This window comes from Pseudomonas sp., assembly GCF_002796985.1.
In the GTDB taxonomy this organism is placed as follows: Bacteria; Pseudomonadota; Gammaproteobacteria; order Pseudomonadales; family Pseudomonadaceae; genus Pseudomonas.
Genome location: NZ_PEKX01000006.1, coordinates 77,587 through 94,177, shown reverse-complemented (window position 1 = coordinate 94,177; position 16,591 = coordinate 77,587). Strand labels below are relative to the sequence as shown.

At 64.9% G+C, this 16,591-nt stretch carries 15 protein-coding genes; 4 read left to right on the top strand and 11 right to left on the bottom strand.

Features of this window, described 5'->3' with window-relative positions; translation table 11 throughout:
- The first annotated feature begins 213 nt into the window (after positions 1–213).
- Positions 214–1,215: an AraC family transcriptional regulator gene (locus CTR55_RS05295; protein WP_296284505.1), complete on the top strand. Its 1,002-nt coding sequence runs from the start codon at positions 214–216 to the stop codon at positions 1,213–1,215.
- 119 nt (positions 1,216–1,334) lie between these two features.
- Here the strand turns inward: CTR55_RS05295 and CTR55_RS05290 are convergent, their stop codons facing one another.
- From CTR55_RS05290 to CTR55_RS05270, 5 genes are all read right to left on the bottom strand, one after another.
- Complete coding sequence (locus CTR55_RS05290; RefSeq protein ID WP_296284504.1) at positions 1,335–2,678, bottom strand: ATP-binding protein; 1,344 nt, start codon at positions 2,676–2,678, stop codon at positions 1,335–1,337.
- Complete coding sequence (locus CTR55_RS05285) at positions 2,675–3,352, bottom strand: response regulator (protein ID WP_296284503.1); 678 nt, start codon at positions 3,350–3,352, stop codon at positions 2,675–2,677. The genes CTR55_RS05290 and CTR55_RS05285 overlap by 4 nt, the downstream gene beginning before the upstream one ends.
- A 56-nt stretch (positions 3,353–3,408) precedes the next feature.
- Positions 3,409–4,020 (bottom strand): hypothetical protein, encoded by a 612-nt coding sequence (locus CTR55_RS05280; protein ID WP_296284502.1) that lies wholly within the window; start codon positions 4,018–4,020, stop codon positions 3,409–3,411.
- Positions 4,021–4,362: 342 nt separating this feature from the next.
- Positions 4,363–5,571, bottom strand: a complete 1,209-nt coding sequence (locus CTR55_RS05275) for a lytic murein transglycosylase (RefSeq protein ID WP_296284501.1) — start codon at positions 5,569–5,571, stop codon at positions 4,363–4,365.
- Positions 5,568–6,239: a polysaccharide lyase family 7 protein gene (locus CTR55_RS05270; protein ID WP_296284500.1), complete on the bottom strand. Its 672-nt coding sequence runs from the start codon at positions 6,237–6,239 to the stop codon at positions 5,568–5,570. Before CTR55_RS05270 ends, CTR55_RS05275 begins: the two co-directional genes overlap by 4 nt.
- A gap of 222 nt (positions 6,240–6,461) precedes the next feature.
- Here CTR55_RS05270 and CTR55_RS05265 point away from each other — a divergent pair, with 222 nt between their 5' ends.
- The 3 genes from CTR55_RS05265 (at position 6,462) to CTR55_RS05255 (ending at position 9,813) form a co-directional block, all read left to right on the top strand.
- A complete protein-coding gene (locus tag CTR55_RS05265) occupies positions 6,462–7,259 on the top strand; it encodes a dienelactone hydrolase family protein (RefSeq protein ID WP_296284499.1) in 798 nt (265 codons plus the stop codon).
- A 240-nt stretch (positions 7,260–7,499) separates the two neighbouring features.
- On the top strand, positions 7,500–8,222 hold the full coding sequence (locus CTR55_RS05260; protein WP_296284498.1) for a 4'-phosphopantetheinyl transferase superfamily protein: 723 nt from the start codon (positions 7,500–7,502) through the stop codon (positions 8,220–8,222).
- A 217-nt stretch (positions 8,223–8,439) separates the two neighbouring features.
- Positions 8,440–9,813 carry an OprD family porin gene (locus tag CTR55_RS05255; RefSeq protein WP_296284497.1) on the top strand — a complete coding sequence of 458 codons (1,374 nt, stop codon included), beginning with the start codon at positions 8,440–8,442 and terminating at the stop codon, positions 9,811–9,813.
- Positions 9,814–9,998: 185 nt separating this feature from the next.
- Here the strand turns inward: CTR55_RS05255 and modC are convergent, their stop codons facing one another.
- The 6 genes from modC to CTR55_RS05225 all read right to left on the bottom strand — a co-directional run bounded on the left by modC (position 9,999) and on the right by CTR55_RS05225 (position 15,901).
- Positions 9,999–11,102 (bottom strand): molybdenum ABC transporter ATP-binding protein, encoded by a 1,104-nt coding sequence (modC, locus tag CTR55_RS05250; protein ID WP_296284496.1) that lies wholly within the window; start codon positions 11,100–11,102, stop codon positions 9,999–10,001.
- 7 nt (positions 11,103–11,109) lie between these two features.
- The gene (modB, locus tag CTR55_RS05245; protein ID WP_296284495.1) at positions 11,110–11,790 is read right to left on the bottom strand and encodes a molybdate ABC transporter permease subunit; all 681 of its coding nucleotides are present in this window, start codon (positions 11,788–11,790) and stop codon (positions 11,110–11,112) included.
- A 17-nt stretch (positions 11,791–11,807) separates the two neighbouring features.
- Complete coding sequence (gene modA / locus CTR55_RS05240) at positions 11,808–12,563, bottom strand: molybdate ABC transporter substrate-binding protein (RefSeq protein ID WP_296284494.1); 756 nt, start codon at positions 12,561–12,563, stop codon at positions 11,808–11,810.
- Between the two features lie 211 nt (positions 12,564–12,774).
- Positions 12,775–14,400, bottom strand: a complete 1,626-nt coding sequence (locus CTR55_RS05235; protein ID WP_296284493.1) for an ATP-binding protein — start codon at positions 14,398–14,400, stop codon at positions 12,775–12,777.
- A 238-nt stretch (positions 14,401–14,638) separates the two neighbouring features.
- Positions 14,639–15,193, bottom strand: coding sequence for a GNAT family protein (locus CTR55_RS05230; RefSeq protein WP_296284492.1), 555 nt, complete (start codon positions 15,191–15,193; stop codon positions 14,639–14,641).
- A 3-nt stretch (positions 15,194–15,196) separates the two neighbouring features.
- A complete protein-coding gene (locus CTR55_RS05225) occupies positions 15,197–15,901 on the bottom strand; it encodes a response regulator (RefSeq protein ID WP_296284491.1) in 705 nt (234 codons plus the stop codon).
- Positions 15,902–16,591 lie beyond the last annotated feature (690 nt).

Below are 16,591 nucleotides of genomic sequence, written 5' to 3'. Positions count from 1 at the left end.
AACATAACTCTTTAAATTCAATAGCTTGCACGCAAAGTCACGGCACGGAAGGCTCCAGAAATGGCGGAAATCCGCCTTCTCGCTGGCGGGTTTCCCGCCCTCTGGCGGGTATCCGCCAGGGCCTTCGTACCGTAGATTGTAGAACCCCGATCAGGTTCGATCGGGTTTATCGCACCGCTGTTGGACGTGCGACCAGAACAACAAGGACCGCTCATGCGTGAACGCACCATTGCCAGCCATTTCGTCCGCGCCGCCGTTCACGGCGCGCAGCGCAAGGGGCTGGACATTCAACTGTTGCTGCGTGAAGCCGGCATCGCCCCGGCGATCCTCGACGAGCCCCGCGCGCGCATCGATCCCTCGCAGTTCACCTGCCTGCTGCAGCGCCTTTGGGAAGTGCTCGACGACGAATACATGGGCTTCGGCGCCATGCCCAGCAAGCGCGGCACCTTCGCCATGATGTGCAATGCGATCATCCATTGCCGCACGCTGGAGAAAGCACTGGGACGCGGTGCGCTGTTCTATGGACTGTTTCCGAACGCCCCGCGGATCGAACTGGTACGCGAGGGCGATTGGGCACGACTGACCCTCGACGAGACGCACCTGCGTGACCCGGATCATTTCCTCGCCGAGAGCCTGCTGCTGATCTGGCACCGCCTGGCCAGCTGGCTGATCGGCCAGCGCATCCGTCTGGACGAAGCTACCTTCAGCTACCCGGCGCCCGAGCACCAGGCCGAATACGACCTGATCTTCCCCTGCCCTCGCCGCTTCTCGGCCGGCAGCACCAGCCTGCTGTTGCAGGCGCGTTACCTGGACATGCCACTGCTACAGGACGAGCGCACGCTCAAGCACTTCCTCAAGGACTCCCCCGCCGACCTGCTCGCCCGCCCCGATGGCGGCGACAGCCTGACCAGCCAGATCCGCCGCCTGCTCGGCCGCGACTGCCGCAGTTGGCCAGATCTGGAGCAGGTCGCCGCGCAACTGCACATGAGCCCGCAGACCCTGCGCCGCCATCTGCGCGAGGAAGGGCCGAACTTCCAGGAGTTGAAGGACCAGCTGCGCCGCGACCTGGCGATCTACTGCCTGGGGCGCGCCGAGCATTCGATTCAGGACATCGCCGACCAGCTCGGCTTCTCCGAGCCTTCGGCCTTCCACCGGGCGTTCAAGAAATGGACGGGGCTGACGCCGGGGGCTTACCGGGCGCAGCAGGGGGAGTGACTGTTGCGGGCTTGTCACAGGATGGGTGGAGCTTGGGATACCCATGCTGCCCCGGACATCTCACGAATGATGGGTATCGCTTCGCTCCACACTATCCTACGGGAGCGAAAGAGTAGCCCTCACCCCGGCAACCGAATCCGGAAACACGCCCCGCCCAGCACGGAATCCTCCAGCGCCAGTTCGCCGTCGTAGCTGTCGATGATGTCCTTCACCACCGCCGTGCCAATACCCTGGCCGGGGTGCTGGGTGTCCAGCCGCTCGCCGCGCTTGAGGATGCGTTCCCGCTGGCTGGCCGGCACGCCGGGGCCATCGTCCTCGATGATCAGCTCGAACATCCGGCCATTCTTGCGCGCGCTGACCTTCACCGTGGTCAGGCACAGGCGGTACGCGTTCTCCAGCAGGTTGCCGAGCATCTCCAGCAATGCGCCCTTCTCCAGCGGCAGGGAAAAGCCCGGCGGGATATCCCGCTCCAGCTTCACGCGCTTGTCGCGGTAAACCTTGTCCAGCGCGCCGGCGATGGTGTCCAGCAGGGGATCGAGGGCTGCGCGGTGGCGAATCAGGCCGCTCTTGCGCATGGTCGCGCGCTGCAACTGGTAACCGATCTGCTGGCTCATGCGCTCGATCTGGGTCCGCAGCACCTGCACCTGTTCGCGGTTCTTCGGCTCATCGGCGAGGGTTTCACTGACGCCCTGCAGTACCGCCAGCGGCGTCTTCAGGCTATGGGCGAGGTCGCCCAGGGAATTGCGGTAGCGCTCGCGCTGGGCGCGCTCGCTGTCCAGCAGGCGGTTCACCGAGCCGGTCAGGCGCAGCATCTCCTGGGGGTGGTCATCGCTCAGGCGTTCGCGGTCACCGGTCTCGATCTGGTCCAGCTCCGAACGCAACCCGCGCATGGAGCGAAACCCCCAGCCCAGGCCGAGCCAGAGCAGGCCCAGCAGCAGCAACAGCGCGCCACCCAGCCAGACGTAGAGCTGGTCGCGGAAGCCGCTGACCAATTCGCGGAACTCGCTTTCCGGCTGCATGGTGACAATGCTGTAGGCCGCGCGCTGGCCGCCGAGCAGGTCGATCTCCACGTCATAGACGAAGAACTCCTGGCCAGTGGCATCACGGATACGGGTGAACTCGTCCATCAGGCCGTCGTACCTGGGCGAGTAATCGACGCTCTCGTCCTGCGCCGAGGTGGAGCGCCACACCAGCTTCCCGGACTGGTCGTAGATGAAGCCCAGCAGCTTGGATTCGGGGAGGTTGAAGTCCTCCACCGGCAGGTGCTCGGGCATGCTCAGGACGTTACCTTCGATGCGCGCCGAGGACACCAGGGTCGCCACGTCCGCCGCCAGACGCTGCTGGATGGCGTTCTCCAAAGCGATGCTGAAGGCACGCTGGAGAGCCGGCAGCAGCGCCACCATGAACAGCACGGCAAGAATCGCCGCACCGATCATCAGGCGCAGCCGCAGCGATCGGATCACTTGCACCGCTCGTTGAAGATGTAGCCCTGGCCGCGCACGGTATCGATCGGCTTGAACGCGGCGGCAGCCTCCAGCTTGCGGCGCAGGCGGCCGACCAGCACCTCGATGACGTTCGGGTCGCGCTCGTCGTCGTCCGGGTAGAGCTGCTCGATCAGCCGTTCCTTGGCCACCACCTGCTGGTGATGGCGCATGAGGTATTCGAGGATGCGGTACTCGAAGGCGGTCAGCTGCAGCGACTCGCCATTGACCAGCGCCTGCTTGCGGTTGATGTCCAGCACCAGCGGGCCGGCCTCGATGCTCGCCTGGGCGAAACCGCTGGAGCGGCGCAGCAGAGCGTTCAGGCGCGCCTCCAGCTCCTCGAACTGGAAGGGTTTGACCACGTAGTCGTCGGCGCCGGCGGCCAAGCCTTCGACCTTGTCCTGCCAGTTGCCGCGAGCGGTGAGGACGAGAATGGGGAAGGTCTTGCCCTGGCTGCGGAATTCGCGGATCAGGTCCAGGCCGCTCATGCCCGGCAACCCGAGGTCGATCATGGCCAGGTCGTGATGGTATTCGCTGGCGCGGTACAGCGCCTCCTCGGCATTGGCAACGGCATCGACCACATGGCCTTGCTCGCCGAGCCGGGTATACAGGTGATGGCGCAACAGCGCCTCGTCTTCCACCACCAGCAGTTTCATGCGCGTGCTCCCTGAGTCAGGCAACCGGGCCACGCGGGGCCCGGTTGCGGTACCGGTCAGAACTTGTAGTTGGCGCCCAGGTAGAACTGGGAGCTGCTGTGCAGGTCAAGGGATCCCACCTTGCTGCCACCGTGCGGGCTCATCTCGGTACTCGCGTTGGTACGCAGGTAACGGTAGCCGCCTTCCACGGATGCGTTCTTGCCGAGCTCCTGGAGGATACCGGCTTGCGCGCCGAGGGCGTAACCCACATCGCTGTCGCGGCTGTAGCCTCTGGAGTCCTGCTCCAGCTTGACCAGGCCGGCGGTGCCGCCGCCGAACAGCTTGGTGCCCTGGTCGCCCAGCGGCAGGAAGGCGTCGTAGCTGCCGAGCAGGTTCTGCTGGCGCAGCTTCAGGCCGTTCTCGGTGTCCGAGACGTTTTCATAGGTGATGTAGTAGCGGCCCTGCTCCATCTGCTGGCCGGCGCGAACACCCCAGGTGCCGCTGTTGTTGATCACGCTGTCGAACTTCGGATTGCCCAGGTTGCGGTTCAGCGCGTCAGACTTCTGGATGTTGTTGCTGGTTTCGCCCCAGGTCATACCGACGAAGGTGTCGGCAGCGTTGGCGGCGGTAGCGGCGACGCTGGCACCGAGGATGGCGCTGGCGAGGGCGATTTTCTTCAGAGCTTTCATGGGGATTCTCCCGTCAAGGATTTGCGTAATGGGTTGACGGGGAGAAGGTTACGAGGGGGGCACTGAACCGAACCTGTCGGACTGCTGAACCAATGCTGAACGAATTATCCGAAGGAAATTTCACGTTTTTTTGGGATTGCGGAGCCCACGGCGGGCCCCGTCGCTCACATTTGGTTCGCGAGCAAGCTCGCTCCTACAGTCGTGCGCCGTCCTTTCACATCGCGCCCGGCTGTTTTTCGTAGGACCGAGGGGGACGCCTAGTCCTTGCTCGCGAACAAAGGCCCGGACACAAACGAAAAGCCCCGGCATGGGCCGGGGCTTCTCTTGATCCAGGCGTAACGGTCAGCCGCCCTGCAACGCCTTCAGGATCTTTTGCCCCGCGCGCCCGTCCGCCGGCGTCAGGCCGCGCTTGTTCTGCTCCTGCTGGATCGCCTTGCGCGTCACGTCGCCGATCATGCCGTCGGCCTGGCCGATGTCGTAGCCGCGCTGGATCAGCAGCTCCTGCAGCTCCTTGCGTTGTGCCCGGCTCAGGCCCGGATCGTCGGTCGGCCAGGATGTGCGCAAGCCCGGCTCGCCACGCAGGCGGTCGGACAGCAGTGCAATGGCCAGCGCATAGCTTTCCGCCGCGTTGTAGGAATAGATCGCGTCGTAGTTGCGCAGCACCAGGAAGGCCGGGCCATTGGCGCCTGCCGGCAGCAGGATGGCAGCCTTGGAATCGATACTCGGGATCGCCTTGCCATCGATGCGCTTCACACCACGGCTGGTCCAGTCCGACAGCGCACGGCGCTTGGTGCGCCCGGCCAGCGACGCGTCGAAGCCCGCCGGCAGTTTCACCTCGTAGCCCCAGGGCTGCCCTTCGCGCCAGCCGGCCTTGCGCAGGTAGTTGGCGGTGGAGGCCAGGGCGTCGGCGGTGCTGCCCACCAGGTCGCGGTGGCCGTCACCGTCGAAGTCCTCAGCGATGCGCGCGTAGGTCGAGGGCATGAACTGCGTCTGACCGAAGGCACCGGCCCAGGAGCCGGTGATGCCGCTGTCGCGGATATCGCCCTGCTGCAGCAGCTTGAGGGTGGCGATGAACTCGCCCTGGAAGAACGACTGGCGCCGGCCATAGCAGGACAACGTCGACAGCGATACCAGCAACGGGCGCTTGCCGGTGATGCGGCCGTAATCGCTCTCCACGCCCCACACCGCGACCACCGTGGCCGGGTCGACCTGATAGCGCGCGGCGATCTTGCGCAACAGGTCGGCATGTTCGGTCATTCGTGCCTTGCCGTCGGCCACGCGCTGCTCGTCCACCAGCCCGGCCAGGTAATCCCAGATCGGCGTGGTGAATTCGGGCTGGGCGTCCAGCAGCGGCAGCACGCTCATGTCCGGCTGCAGGCCTTTGGTGAACTGCGCGAAGCTGGCGGAGCTGACGCCCTTGGCCTGGGCAGCGCCCTGCAAGCGGTTCAAGCAGGAGCCGAAATCGTCGCCCGGTGCGGCCTGCGCCAGTGCCGCCGGCAGCAGCAGAGCCAAGGCCAGGGAAGCGCGACGCGCGATGGAGAAAGTCTTCATTGGTGTCGAATGCTCAGATCGGTGAAGGTGGCGCGCCCGCCCTCGCTGGCGGGCCCGCGATTGTCCTGCAGGTAGAGGCCTGCCTTGAAGTACAGGCCCTGGTAGGCCCACTGGGTGTCCAGTTGCTGGCTGACCTGGCCGCTCTCGACCTGCACGCTCAGCACCCCGCTGCTGGACACGCCCAGCCGGTAGGTAAAGGTATCGCCCAGGGGAATGCCGTCATAGACGGTATAGGTGCGCGTGGTGATGTCGTCCGGCCGATCGCGAACCAGCGCCTGTACCCGCGCCTTGTCCAGGCGCTGCTGGTAGACCAGCTTGACCAGAGGCAGGGCCTCGGCGCTGCCGCTGCCGTTGCTGTGGACCTGCCCGATCACCATGCGCCGGCTGGAAGGCACCGCCTCCACTCGCAGGGTGGCGACCAGCAGGTTCTCCGCCAGCGGATAGCGCCAGGTCACCAGGCGACCGTCGGGCCTGGTCTCGCGCAGTTCGGTACGGGGATATTCGCTGCCACTGGTATGGGCGCCGTTCACCGGCACCCAGAACTCCACGCCCTCGGCGCTGCGGCGGAAATACGGGCTCTGGTAGTCACGGCCGAGTTTCGCCGTGGAAATGGTCGCGGCCGGGCCGCGTTGCGGAATGGTCAGATTCCAGGTGCTCAGGTCCAACATCGGCCTATCGCTTCGCGGGTCAGAACATGGGCGCAAGGGTAGACGAGGCTGTCGGACTTTTCACTCATCAGCCGCCTATCTTTCAGTCGACAACCGCACCCTTGAGCGGCTGCGTGCATTCTGCACGGGCGTTTTGCGCATCAGCGGCTATCTTCTTGGGTTCCGCGCCCCTTACCCATTGCCCACTGGCTATCGCCACGGCCCACGCTACGGAGAATCCCCATGCGCCTGCTCACCGCCCTGCTGCTGTTCGCCTTTGCGGCCAGCGCTTCAGCCGCGATCAAGACCCAGGAAATTCCCTACGAATCCGCTGGCGGCACGAAACTGATCGGTTACTTCGCCTACGACGACGCCAAATCCGGTATCCGCCCCGGTGTGCTGGTGGTGCACGAATGGTGGGGCCTGAACGACTACGCGAAAAGCCGCGCCCGGCAGCTCGCCGAACTGGGCTACAGCGCACTGGCCATCGACATGTATGGCGAAGGCAAGCACACCGAGCACCCCGAAGACGCCAAGGCCTTCATGAGTGAAGCGCTGAAGAATGCCGATGCGGCCAAGGCACGCTTCCAGGCCGGCCTCGACCTGCTGAAGAAACAGCCGCAGACCGACCCGAGCAAGATCGCCGCCATCGGCTACTGCTTCGGCGGCAAGGTGGTGCTGGACATGGCCCGCGCCGGCCTGCCGCTGGCCGGCGTGGCCAGCTTCCACGGCATACTGGCGACCCAGACGCCGGCGCAGCCAGGGCAGATCAAGGCGAAGATCCTGGTCGAACACGGCGCCGCCGACACCCTGGTGCCGGCCGACAGCGTCACAGCCTTCAAGACCGAGATGGACAACGCCAAGGCCGACTACAAGCTGGTGATCCAGCCCGGCGCCAAGCACAGTTTCACCAGCCCGGACGCCGACAAACACAAGGGGCACGGCCTGGACGTGGGCTACGACAAGACGGCCGACCAGAAGTCCTGGGCGGACCTCAAGGCGTTCTTCAAGGAAATCTTCGACGTAAAAACAGGCGCGTAGTCAAACGCCGGCCATAAAAAACGGGAGCCCATCCGGGCTCCCGCACTCAATCAAGTGTCAAAGGTCAGAGCCCACCTTGGCGGCACTCCAACAACAACCTCACCTGCGTCCCCTTGGGAACGCGACATGAAGTGTGACAAAGCCTGTCAGACGAATCCGTACGCCTTTGGTGAAGGTTTGCAATCGAATGTAAGTGCCGCGTGACTGGTGAGCCACGTTCTGGCGCGGCAGAATGCACCCATGACCGCCCTCCCCGACTTCTGCACCCCGCTCGACGCCGACTGGCCCCTGCCCACGCCGCTGGCCGGCTGCCAGTTGCGCAGCACCCGCTTCGACCGCCAGCGCCTGCAAGCCGGCGACTTTGCCCTGAGCCGAGTCGAGGCGCCGGCCAATATCCAGCGCTCCGTCGCCAAGCGGCAGGCCGAGTATCTCGCCGGGCGCCTCTGCGCCCGCGCAGCGCTGCTGGCGGCGGGCTCGCAGACCTGGGTGCCGGGAACCGACGAGGAACGCGCACCGATCTGGCCAGCGGGTTTCTGTGGCTCGATCACCCATGGCGACGGCTGGGCGGCCGCTATCGTCGCCAGCGACAGCCATTGGCGCGGGCTCGGCCTGGATGTGGAAAATCGGCTGGAAAGCGCGCGCGCGGAACGACTGGCGGCGGAAATCCTTACGCCAGGTGAACTGGCGCGCCTCGATCCGCAGCAGGCCGCACTGCAAGTCACCCTGACCTTTTCCCTCAAGGAAAGCCTGTTCAAGGCGCTCTTCCCCTTGGTGCGCAAGCGCTTCTACTTCGAGCACGCCGAGCTGCTGAGCTGGTCCGCTGGCGGCCACGCTCGGCTGCGTCTGCTGACCGATCTGTCGGAGGAATGGCTCCACGGCAAGGAGATCGACGGGCAGTTCAGCCTGTTCGACGACCGCCTGCTGAGCCTGGTCGCCATTCCCGCGCTCAACGGCAGCAACTGACAGCTGAAGCTGACAGAAAAAACTGAAGTCTTGACTTAAAAGTCAGAATTTGGCGTCATGCACGCCGCCCAGACGTACCCGTACCCACAATGATCCTCAGATTTTGCGCTCAGAGGAATCGTCAGCAGGCCCATCGGTATATAGAATTATATACAGCCAGACGGCAACGTCTGATTCTTCGGTTCCCACAAAAAGAAATGACCATCGGAGCAACGTAATGACCAGAAACACCCTGGCGCTCGCCATTGCGGCGAGTTCGCTCGGCCTCATCGCGCCATCGGTCCACGCTGGCGGCTTCATCGAAGACAGCAAGGCCAGCCTGACCCTGCGCAACTTCTACATCAACACCGACAACCGTAACGGCAGCGCCTCGCCCAGCAAGCAGGAAGAGTGGGGCCAGGGCTTCATGCTCAACTATTCCTCGGGCTTCACCCAGGGCACCGTGGGCTTCGGCGTCGACGCCCTGGGCCTGCTCGGCGTGCGCCTGGACGGCGGCGGCAAGGCTGGCAAGGCCGGCATCGATCGCCAGCCCGGTACCGTCTTCCCGCTGGAGAGCGACGGCAGTGCGGTGGATGAATTCAGCAGCCTCGGCATGACAGCCAAGGCGAAGATCTCCAGGACCGAATTCCGCTACGGCACCCTGCAGCCCAAGCTGCCGGTGGTGGTCTACAACGACGCCCGCCTGCTGCCGATGACCTACGAAGGGGGCCAGGTAACCTCCAGCGACATCGACAACCTGACCCTGACCGGCGGCCAACTGACCCACACCAAGGGCCGCAACTCGACCGACTGGCGCAGCATGTCCATCGCTGGCGCCAACGGCAGCAGCGCCTCCTCGCGCGACAGCAACAAGTTCTACTTCGCCGGCGGCGACTACAAGGCCAGCAAGAACCTGACCCTGTCGTACTACTACGGCGAGCTGGATAACTTCTACAAACAGAACTACCTCGGCCTGGTGCATAGCTTTGCTGTAGGACCGGGCACCCTGAAGTCCGACATCCGCGTCTTCATCAGTGATTCCGACGGCAAGAACGGCAGCGCCTCCGGCCGCGCCGACGGCTATGTCAGCAGCGGTTACTACGGTGGCAACAGCCTCAAGGGCGAAGTCGACAACAACGTCTACAGCGGCATGTTCACCTACGCCCTGGGCGGCCACAGCATCGGCGCCGGCTACCAGACAATGACTGGCGACAGCGACTTCCCCTACCTGAACCGAGGCGACGGCGAAGGCACCAGCACCTACCTGATCTCCGACGCCCAACTGCTGAAGTTCAACCATGCCGGCGAGCGTACCTGGATCGGTCGTTACGCCTACGACTTCGCCGACCTCGGCGTGCCCGGCCTGACCTTCAGCGTGCTCTACCTGAACGCCGACAACATCGACACCAAGCAGGGTGACCAGGGCGAGTGGGAACGGGATATCGCGCTGGGCTACGTCGTCCAGGAAGGGACCCTCAAGGGCCTGGGCCTGGCCTGGAAGAACGCCACCATGCGCAGCGGCCTGCCGGCAGCGTCCACTCCGGGCGTACCGAGCCAGCGCGACCAGGACGAGAACCGCCTGATCGTCAGCTACACCATTCCGCTGCTGTAAGGCGTGGAGTGAAACGAGGAAGGGCGGCCAGTGGCCGCCCTTCTTCGTTTCTGATCTACCCGCAAAGCTGGACGTCAGGAGGCATCTGTAGGATGGCGTGGAGCGCAGCGATACCCATCGTTCCAGCGCACCGGCAGCATGGGTATCGCTGCGCTCCACCCATCCTACGAAAAGCAGGTGCAGTCTCAGGCCAGCAACGCCACCGACTTGATCTGCGCCCAAACCGCCTGACCAGTGCGCAAGCCGAGTTGGTCGCGGGAATAGCGGGTGATCCGTGCCAGTAGGGGCGTACCGGCCACGTCCAGCTTCACCAGCAGGTGCGCCGGGTTGTCCATCGGCACGATCTCGACCACCGTCGCCGGCAGCACGTTGAGGATGCTGCTGTGGGCCGCAGGCTCCAGGCTCAGGCTGACGTCGCGCGCCTGCACCTTGATGCGCAGCGCCCGGCCCTTGTCCATCGGCGCATGGGCCAGGCGGATACGCTGTTCGCAGTGCGGCAACGCCACGGTCAGCAGGCCGTAGTCGGCGTTATGACCGAGGACCTGGCCGTCGATCACCACCCCGGCATCCTCCAGGTGGGAGATCGGCAGGTCGGTGCGCGCCAGGGTTTCCACCACCGGGCCGCTGGCGATGGAGCGGCCCTGGTCCAGCAGCACCAGGTGATCGGCCAGCCGCGCCACTTCATCGGGCGAGTGGCTGACGTAGAGAATCGGGATATCCAGCTCGTCGTGCAGGCGTTCCAGGTACGGCAGGATTTCTGCCTTGCGCTTGAGATCCAGCGCCGCCAGCGGCTCATCCATCAGCAGCAGGCGCGGGCTGGTCAGTAGCGCACGGGCCATGCCGACGCGCTGGCGTTCGCCGCCGGAAAGGTGCCCCGGCATGCGCTCCAGCAGGTGGCCGATACCCAGCAGCTCGGTGGCCTGCTCCAGCTCCACACGGTGCTGGTCGCGCGGCACGCGCTTCATGCCGTAGGTGAGGTTGCGCTTCACCGACAGGTGCTCGAACAGGTTGGCTTCCTGGAACACGTAGCCCAGCGCGCGTTTGTGCGGCGGCAGGAACACGCCCGTCGCGCTGTCCTGCCAGACCTCGCCGTTCACCACCAGCCGGCCGAGCGGCGCGCGCTCCAGGCCCGCCACACAGCGCAGACAGGTGGTCTTGCCGGAGCCGGAATGGCCGAACAGCGCGGTCACGCCCTTGCCCGGCAGTTGCAGGTCGACGTCCAGGCTGAAGCCCGAATAGGCGATCTGGAAGCGAGCCTCGATGGCGCGTGCGGGAAGCTCTTGCGGCATGCCCACCTCAGGCCCAGGCCGAACGGCTGCGGCGGCTCGCGTAGAGCGCCAGCAGGACGAAGAAGGAGAAGATCACCATGCCACCGGCCAGCCAGTGCGCCTGGGCGTACTCCATGGCCTCGACGTGATCGAATATCTGCACCGACACCACGCGGGTCTTGCCCGGAATGTTGCCGCCGATCATCAGCACCACGCCGAACTCACCCACCGTGTGGGCGAAACCGAGGATGCTGGCGGTGATGAAGCCCGGCCGTGCCAGCGGCAGGACGACCGAGAAGAAGGTATCCAGGGGACTCGCGCGCAAGGTCGCGGCGGCCTCCAGCGGTTTGTTGCCGATGGCCTCGAAGGCGTTCTGCAACGGCTGCACCACGAAGGGCAGCGAATAGAACACCGAGCCCACCACGAGCCCAGCGAAGGTGAACGGCAAGCGCCCCAGACCCAGGCTCTCGGTGGCCTGACCGATGAAGCCGTTGGGCCCCATGGTGATCAGCAGGTAGAAGCCGATCACCGTCGGCGGCAGCACCAGCGGCAGCGCCACCACGGCTCCCAGCGGGCCTTTCAGCCAGGAGCGGGTGCGCGACAGCCACCAGGCGATCGGCGTGCCGATCAGCAGGAGAATCAGGGTGCTCAGGGCGGCCAGCTCGAGGGTGAGCCGGATGGCCAGGAAATCCTCCTGCGTGAGGGGCATCGCGTTTCCTTAGAGGCTTAGAGTTCGTAACCGTAGGACTTGATCACCGCAGCGGCCTTCGGCCCTTTCAGGTACTCGACCAGCGCCTTGGCAGCGGCGCTGTCCTTGCCCTTGTTGAGGATCACTGCGTCCTGGCGGATCGGGTCGTGCAGGTCGGCCGGCACGATCCAGGCGGAACCGCTGCTCACCTTGCCATCCTTGTAGATCTGCGACAACGCCACGAAGCCCAGCTCCGCGTTGCCGGTGGAGACGAACTGGAAGGCCTGGGTGATGTTCTGGCCTTCGACGATCTTGCCGGCGACCTTGTCCTTGAGGCCGAGCTTGTCGATCACCTGGGTGGCGGCCAGGCCATAGGGCGCGGTTTTCGGGTTGGCGATGGACAGGTGCTGGTACTCGTTGCTCTTCAGCACGTCGCCCTTGGCATCGACGTAACCGTCTTTCGCCGACCACAGCGCTAGGGTGCCAACGGCATAAGTGAAGCGCGAACCGGGGACGATTTCCTTCTCTTCCTCGAGTTTCTTCGGCGTGCTGTCGTCGGCGGCGAGGAAGACTTCGAACGGCGCGCCGTTCTTGATCTGGGTGTAGAACTGGCCGGTGGCGCCATAGGCGGCGACCAGTTTGTGCCCGGTGTCCTTCTCGAAGTCCTTGGCGATCGCCTGGATCGGCGCGGTGAAGTTGGCAGCGACGGCGACCTGGACTTCATCGGCCAGCGCCGAGTGCAGGCTGAAGCAGGAAGCGACCAGCAGGGACAGGCTTGCGAAGCGGTGTTTCATCATGAAGCTCCAGTGGGTGTGGTTCTCAAGCGTCGTTCCGGCTGATTAAATCGCCTGCATCCGCTCGCTATAACAAAAATTACATAACGATAGCGGTGACTCTGCAATACCCCTCATGGGATAGCAACATCAGTGCGAGAAATCAGTACAGGGCAGGCTTGCCATCAGCCGGTGATGGCACCGCAGCATTCTGCATTTTTTGACTAACAGGTCAAATACTGTCGTCGACCTTCGGCGCCTGGCGACGTGGCCACATCAGCGTGAAGCACGCACCGCCCAGCACTTCGCTCTTGGCGATCTGCGCGCGGCCGCCGTGCCAGTGGATGATCCGCCGCACGATGGACAACCCCAGCCCATGCCCGCCAGTGACCCGCGCGCGGCTGTCATCAGCACGGAAGAACGGCTGGAACAGCCGGTGCCACTGCGCTTCCGGCACGCCGGGGCCGTCATCCTCCACGTCCACCTGGCAGCGGTCCACGCTCACCCGGTAACTGATCCGTACCCGTCCTTCGGCATAGCGCAGCGCGTTGGTCATCAGGTTCTGCAGCGCACGGTGCAGGTAGCGCGGCTCGGCCTCGATCCAGCTGCCCTGGTCGAACGGCACCAGTGAGCCCGCCTCGCAGGTCACGGTGATTTCCCGGCGCAGCGGGGCGATCTCCGTGACCACCTGCTCCACCAGCGCGCCCAGCTCGATGCGCTGGTAGGCCAGCGCTGGCGAGCCTTGCTCCAGCCGCGCGTAGGTGAGCATCTCGTCCACCAGTTGGTCGAGGTCCTGGATGTCGCCGTCCATGCCTTCCATGTACTTGCGCCGCGCCGTGTCGGTCTCGGCGGACTCGATCATCTCCAGCCCGAAGCGCAACCGCGCCACCGGCGTGCGCAGCTCGTGGGACACTGCGCGCACCAGCTCGCGCTGCACCGTCAGCAACAGGTGCAGCTGCTCGGCCATGTGGTTGAAGGCTCCGGCGAGGCGCCCCACCGAGTCCGCACCACGCACCTCCACGCGGGTATCCAGGCTGCCACGGGCGATGCGCGTGGCTGCGGATTCGAGGCCGCGCAGGCGCTGCTCCAGGCCGCTGATCAGCAGGTACAGGGTCAGGCCAATCAGGGTCAGCGCCACCACCACGATGATCGTCAACAGTTGCGGCGGATAGGGGTTCATCTGGTAGATCGGCCCCAGCTCCAGCACCCACGGCGTATCGAGGATGCCCGAGAGCACGCGGATCGAATCACCGCCCTTGCCCAGCGCCATCACCGTGTCACCCTCTTCCACCCGGCGACTCTGGTCGTCGTCCAGGTCGACCTCCTTCAGGCGCAGCAGATGCACCTCGAAGCCGAAACGCTTGTCGCGGACGATGCGCGCCAGGTGATAGGGCTGCTCGCTGGCCGGGTAGCGCTTGAGCTCGTCCATCAGCAGGTAGATGGTGGCGCGCGCCAACTGCTCGCTGACCTGCTCCACCTCGCCGGTAAGGACCAGCCCTTCGGCCGCACTCACCTGGGTCATCACCTGCACTTCATGGGGCGCGCTGGCCTGCACCAGTACCTGGTCGTTCATCAACCGCGCCCGGCTGCGCCCTTCCATACCCAGCGCGTCCAGGCTGGTGAGCTTCAGCGGGATACCGAGCAGGCGGCTCCACTGGCTCAACGCGCGCTTGCGGTCGACCTCGCTCATAGGCAGCAACTCATCGGCCATTAGGCGGAACGTGCCGCGCGCCAGGTCCTCGCGGTAGCGTTCGCCGCGCACGTCGTTGACCAGGTGCAGGGTCAGCACCGCCAGCGCGGCGACCGCCACCAGGGTCAGCAGCATGCCGCCATAGATGCGCAGGAAGATGGATTTCATGGGTGGTTGATCCGGACAGGCGCGGTGCAGGCTGGGAGCACCCTCACCCTAGCCCTGGCTGCGCGCCCCGCTCGGAGGGAGAGGGGACTGTTCGGCGTGCGCGCGAAGATTGGCGCCCTGCTCGGATGGCTCGGCTGGCATCTATCACGACAGCACAACGCCGAACCGGCAGCCGGCACTGACGGCCCCCTCTCCCCTCGGGAGAGGGCTGGGGGGAGGGCCAGCCCGAGCACCGAGCTCACCCTGCGTCCACCGAATTGAGCAACCCGTAGTAATCCAGGCTGAGGAACGCCCCGTCCTTCACCTCGCACTCGCGGCGCCGGCCTTCCAGCGTAAATCCCTGGCGCAGCAGCAGGCGGCCGCTGGCGAGGTTCTCCGTTTCCACCTCGGCCTCGATGCGGTGCACGTTCATTTCGCGGAAGGCGTGGCGGAAGATCAGCGGCAGGCATTCGCCCATCACGCCCTGCCCCCAATGCTCGGGCAGCAGCCAGTAGCCCAGCTCCAGACGACGATGCTCCTGCTGCCAGTCGTTGAAGCCACAGCCGCCGACGATCTCCTCGGGTGCGTCCGGCCGGCAGATCGCCCACCAAATGCCGCTGCTCTCCTTATAGATGCGCTCGAACCACTCCATCTGCTCGCGGGTGGCTTCCAGCGACGCGTAGGAGACGCCGTAGTAGCGGATCACCTCAGGATGCGACAGCGCGCGGAACACCGCCGGCTGGTCGGCATCGGTAAAGGCGCGCAGGCTGAACCGCTCACTGTGCAGTTCCGGGAACGGCTGCTCGCCGGCCACGGCTCAAAGCTCCCCGACGAACAGGTAGCCCTTGCTGCGCACCGTCTTGATCAGGCGCGGGTGCATCGGGTCGTCGCCGATCTTCGGGCGGATGCGCGAAATACGCACATCGATGGAGCGGTCCTGGCCGTCGTACTCGATGCCGCGCAGGGAGTTGAAGATTTCCTCGCGGGAGAGGATGCGCCCGGTGTTCGCCGCCAGCAGCCAGAGCAAATCGAACTCGGCGCTGGTCAGCTCGATGGTCTGCTCGTCCAGCCAGGCCTCGCGCATGGCGTTGTCGATCACCAGCTTGCCGAAGGTCAGGCGCTTGCCACCCGCCGCCGGCGCGGCCTCAGCCGGCTCGCTGCGCCGCAGCAGGGCGCGGATACGCGCCAGCAGCACGCGCGGGCGCACCGGCTTGCACACGTAATCGTCGGCCCCCATCTCCAGGCCCTGCACCTGATCCATATCGTCGGTACGCGCGGTGAGCATCAGGATCGGCCCGTCGTAATCCGGGCGCAGGCGCTTGCAGATGGACAACCCATCCTCCCCCGGCAACATCAGGTCGAGCACCACCAGATCCGGCCGCTCGGCCAGCACCCGGTCCACCGCCCTGCCGCCATGGGACTCGATGGACACCAGCAGACCGTTGCTCTCCAGGTAGTCCTGGGTCAACTCGGCCAATCGCTGGTCGTCCTCGACGATGAGAATGCGCGCTTCTTGTTCCACCTTGCCTCCTGATGCGCCATGAGCGAGCGCGGGCATTCTCACTATAGAGAGTGACTATAGGGAGCCCGCAAAAGCGGCCGGCATTGTAGCCAGATTGCCATCGCCGCCGCACTCCACCGGTGCACGCAGGCATTGCGCGAAAAGGTCAAGGCCGGCTGCGGCAAAAACACTACATATTGTGGTAGCGTTCCGCGCCGCGCAGCACAGCCGATGCGTGTGAAAAATCTGTCACCAGCCGCGACGAACGGTGAAAGGCCGACAGCATCAGGGATGGCGCGAGTTACCCCGCTTCACCCACATTCCATGCACATTTTATCCACAGCTTTTCCCCGTTCCTCCGCCTTGCAAACCCCCCCATAGCGCATTATCTTGTATCCCCGTTGCGGTATACCCCTACATCTTGGGGTTGCCACTACGAACCGGGCACAAGAAGCAAGTCGAAATCCAGAGCCTGTTCCACGGCTCCACCGGTTCCACCACAACGTATTCCAGACGTACTGATGTGCCAGGCGGCCCAGCCCGCAAGGAGCGATTCATGTCGATGGAAATGCGGTACGGGTGTTGCAACGTAACGTTCAACACCACTAGGTATTGTGGTCCCGGCCCGTAAAGCCGGCACCCGAGTTGGGCCAGGGAGGCGCTTCGGGTCATTCCCCCTGTTCCAGAAGAATTCCAGCTTGCGGCTGACCC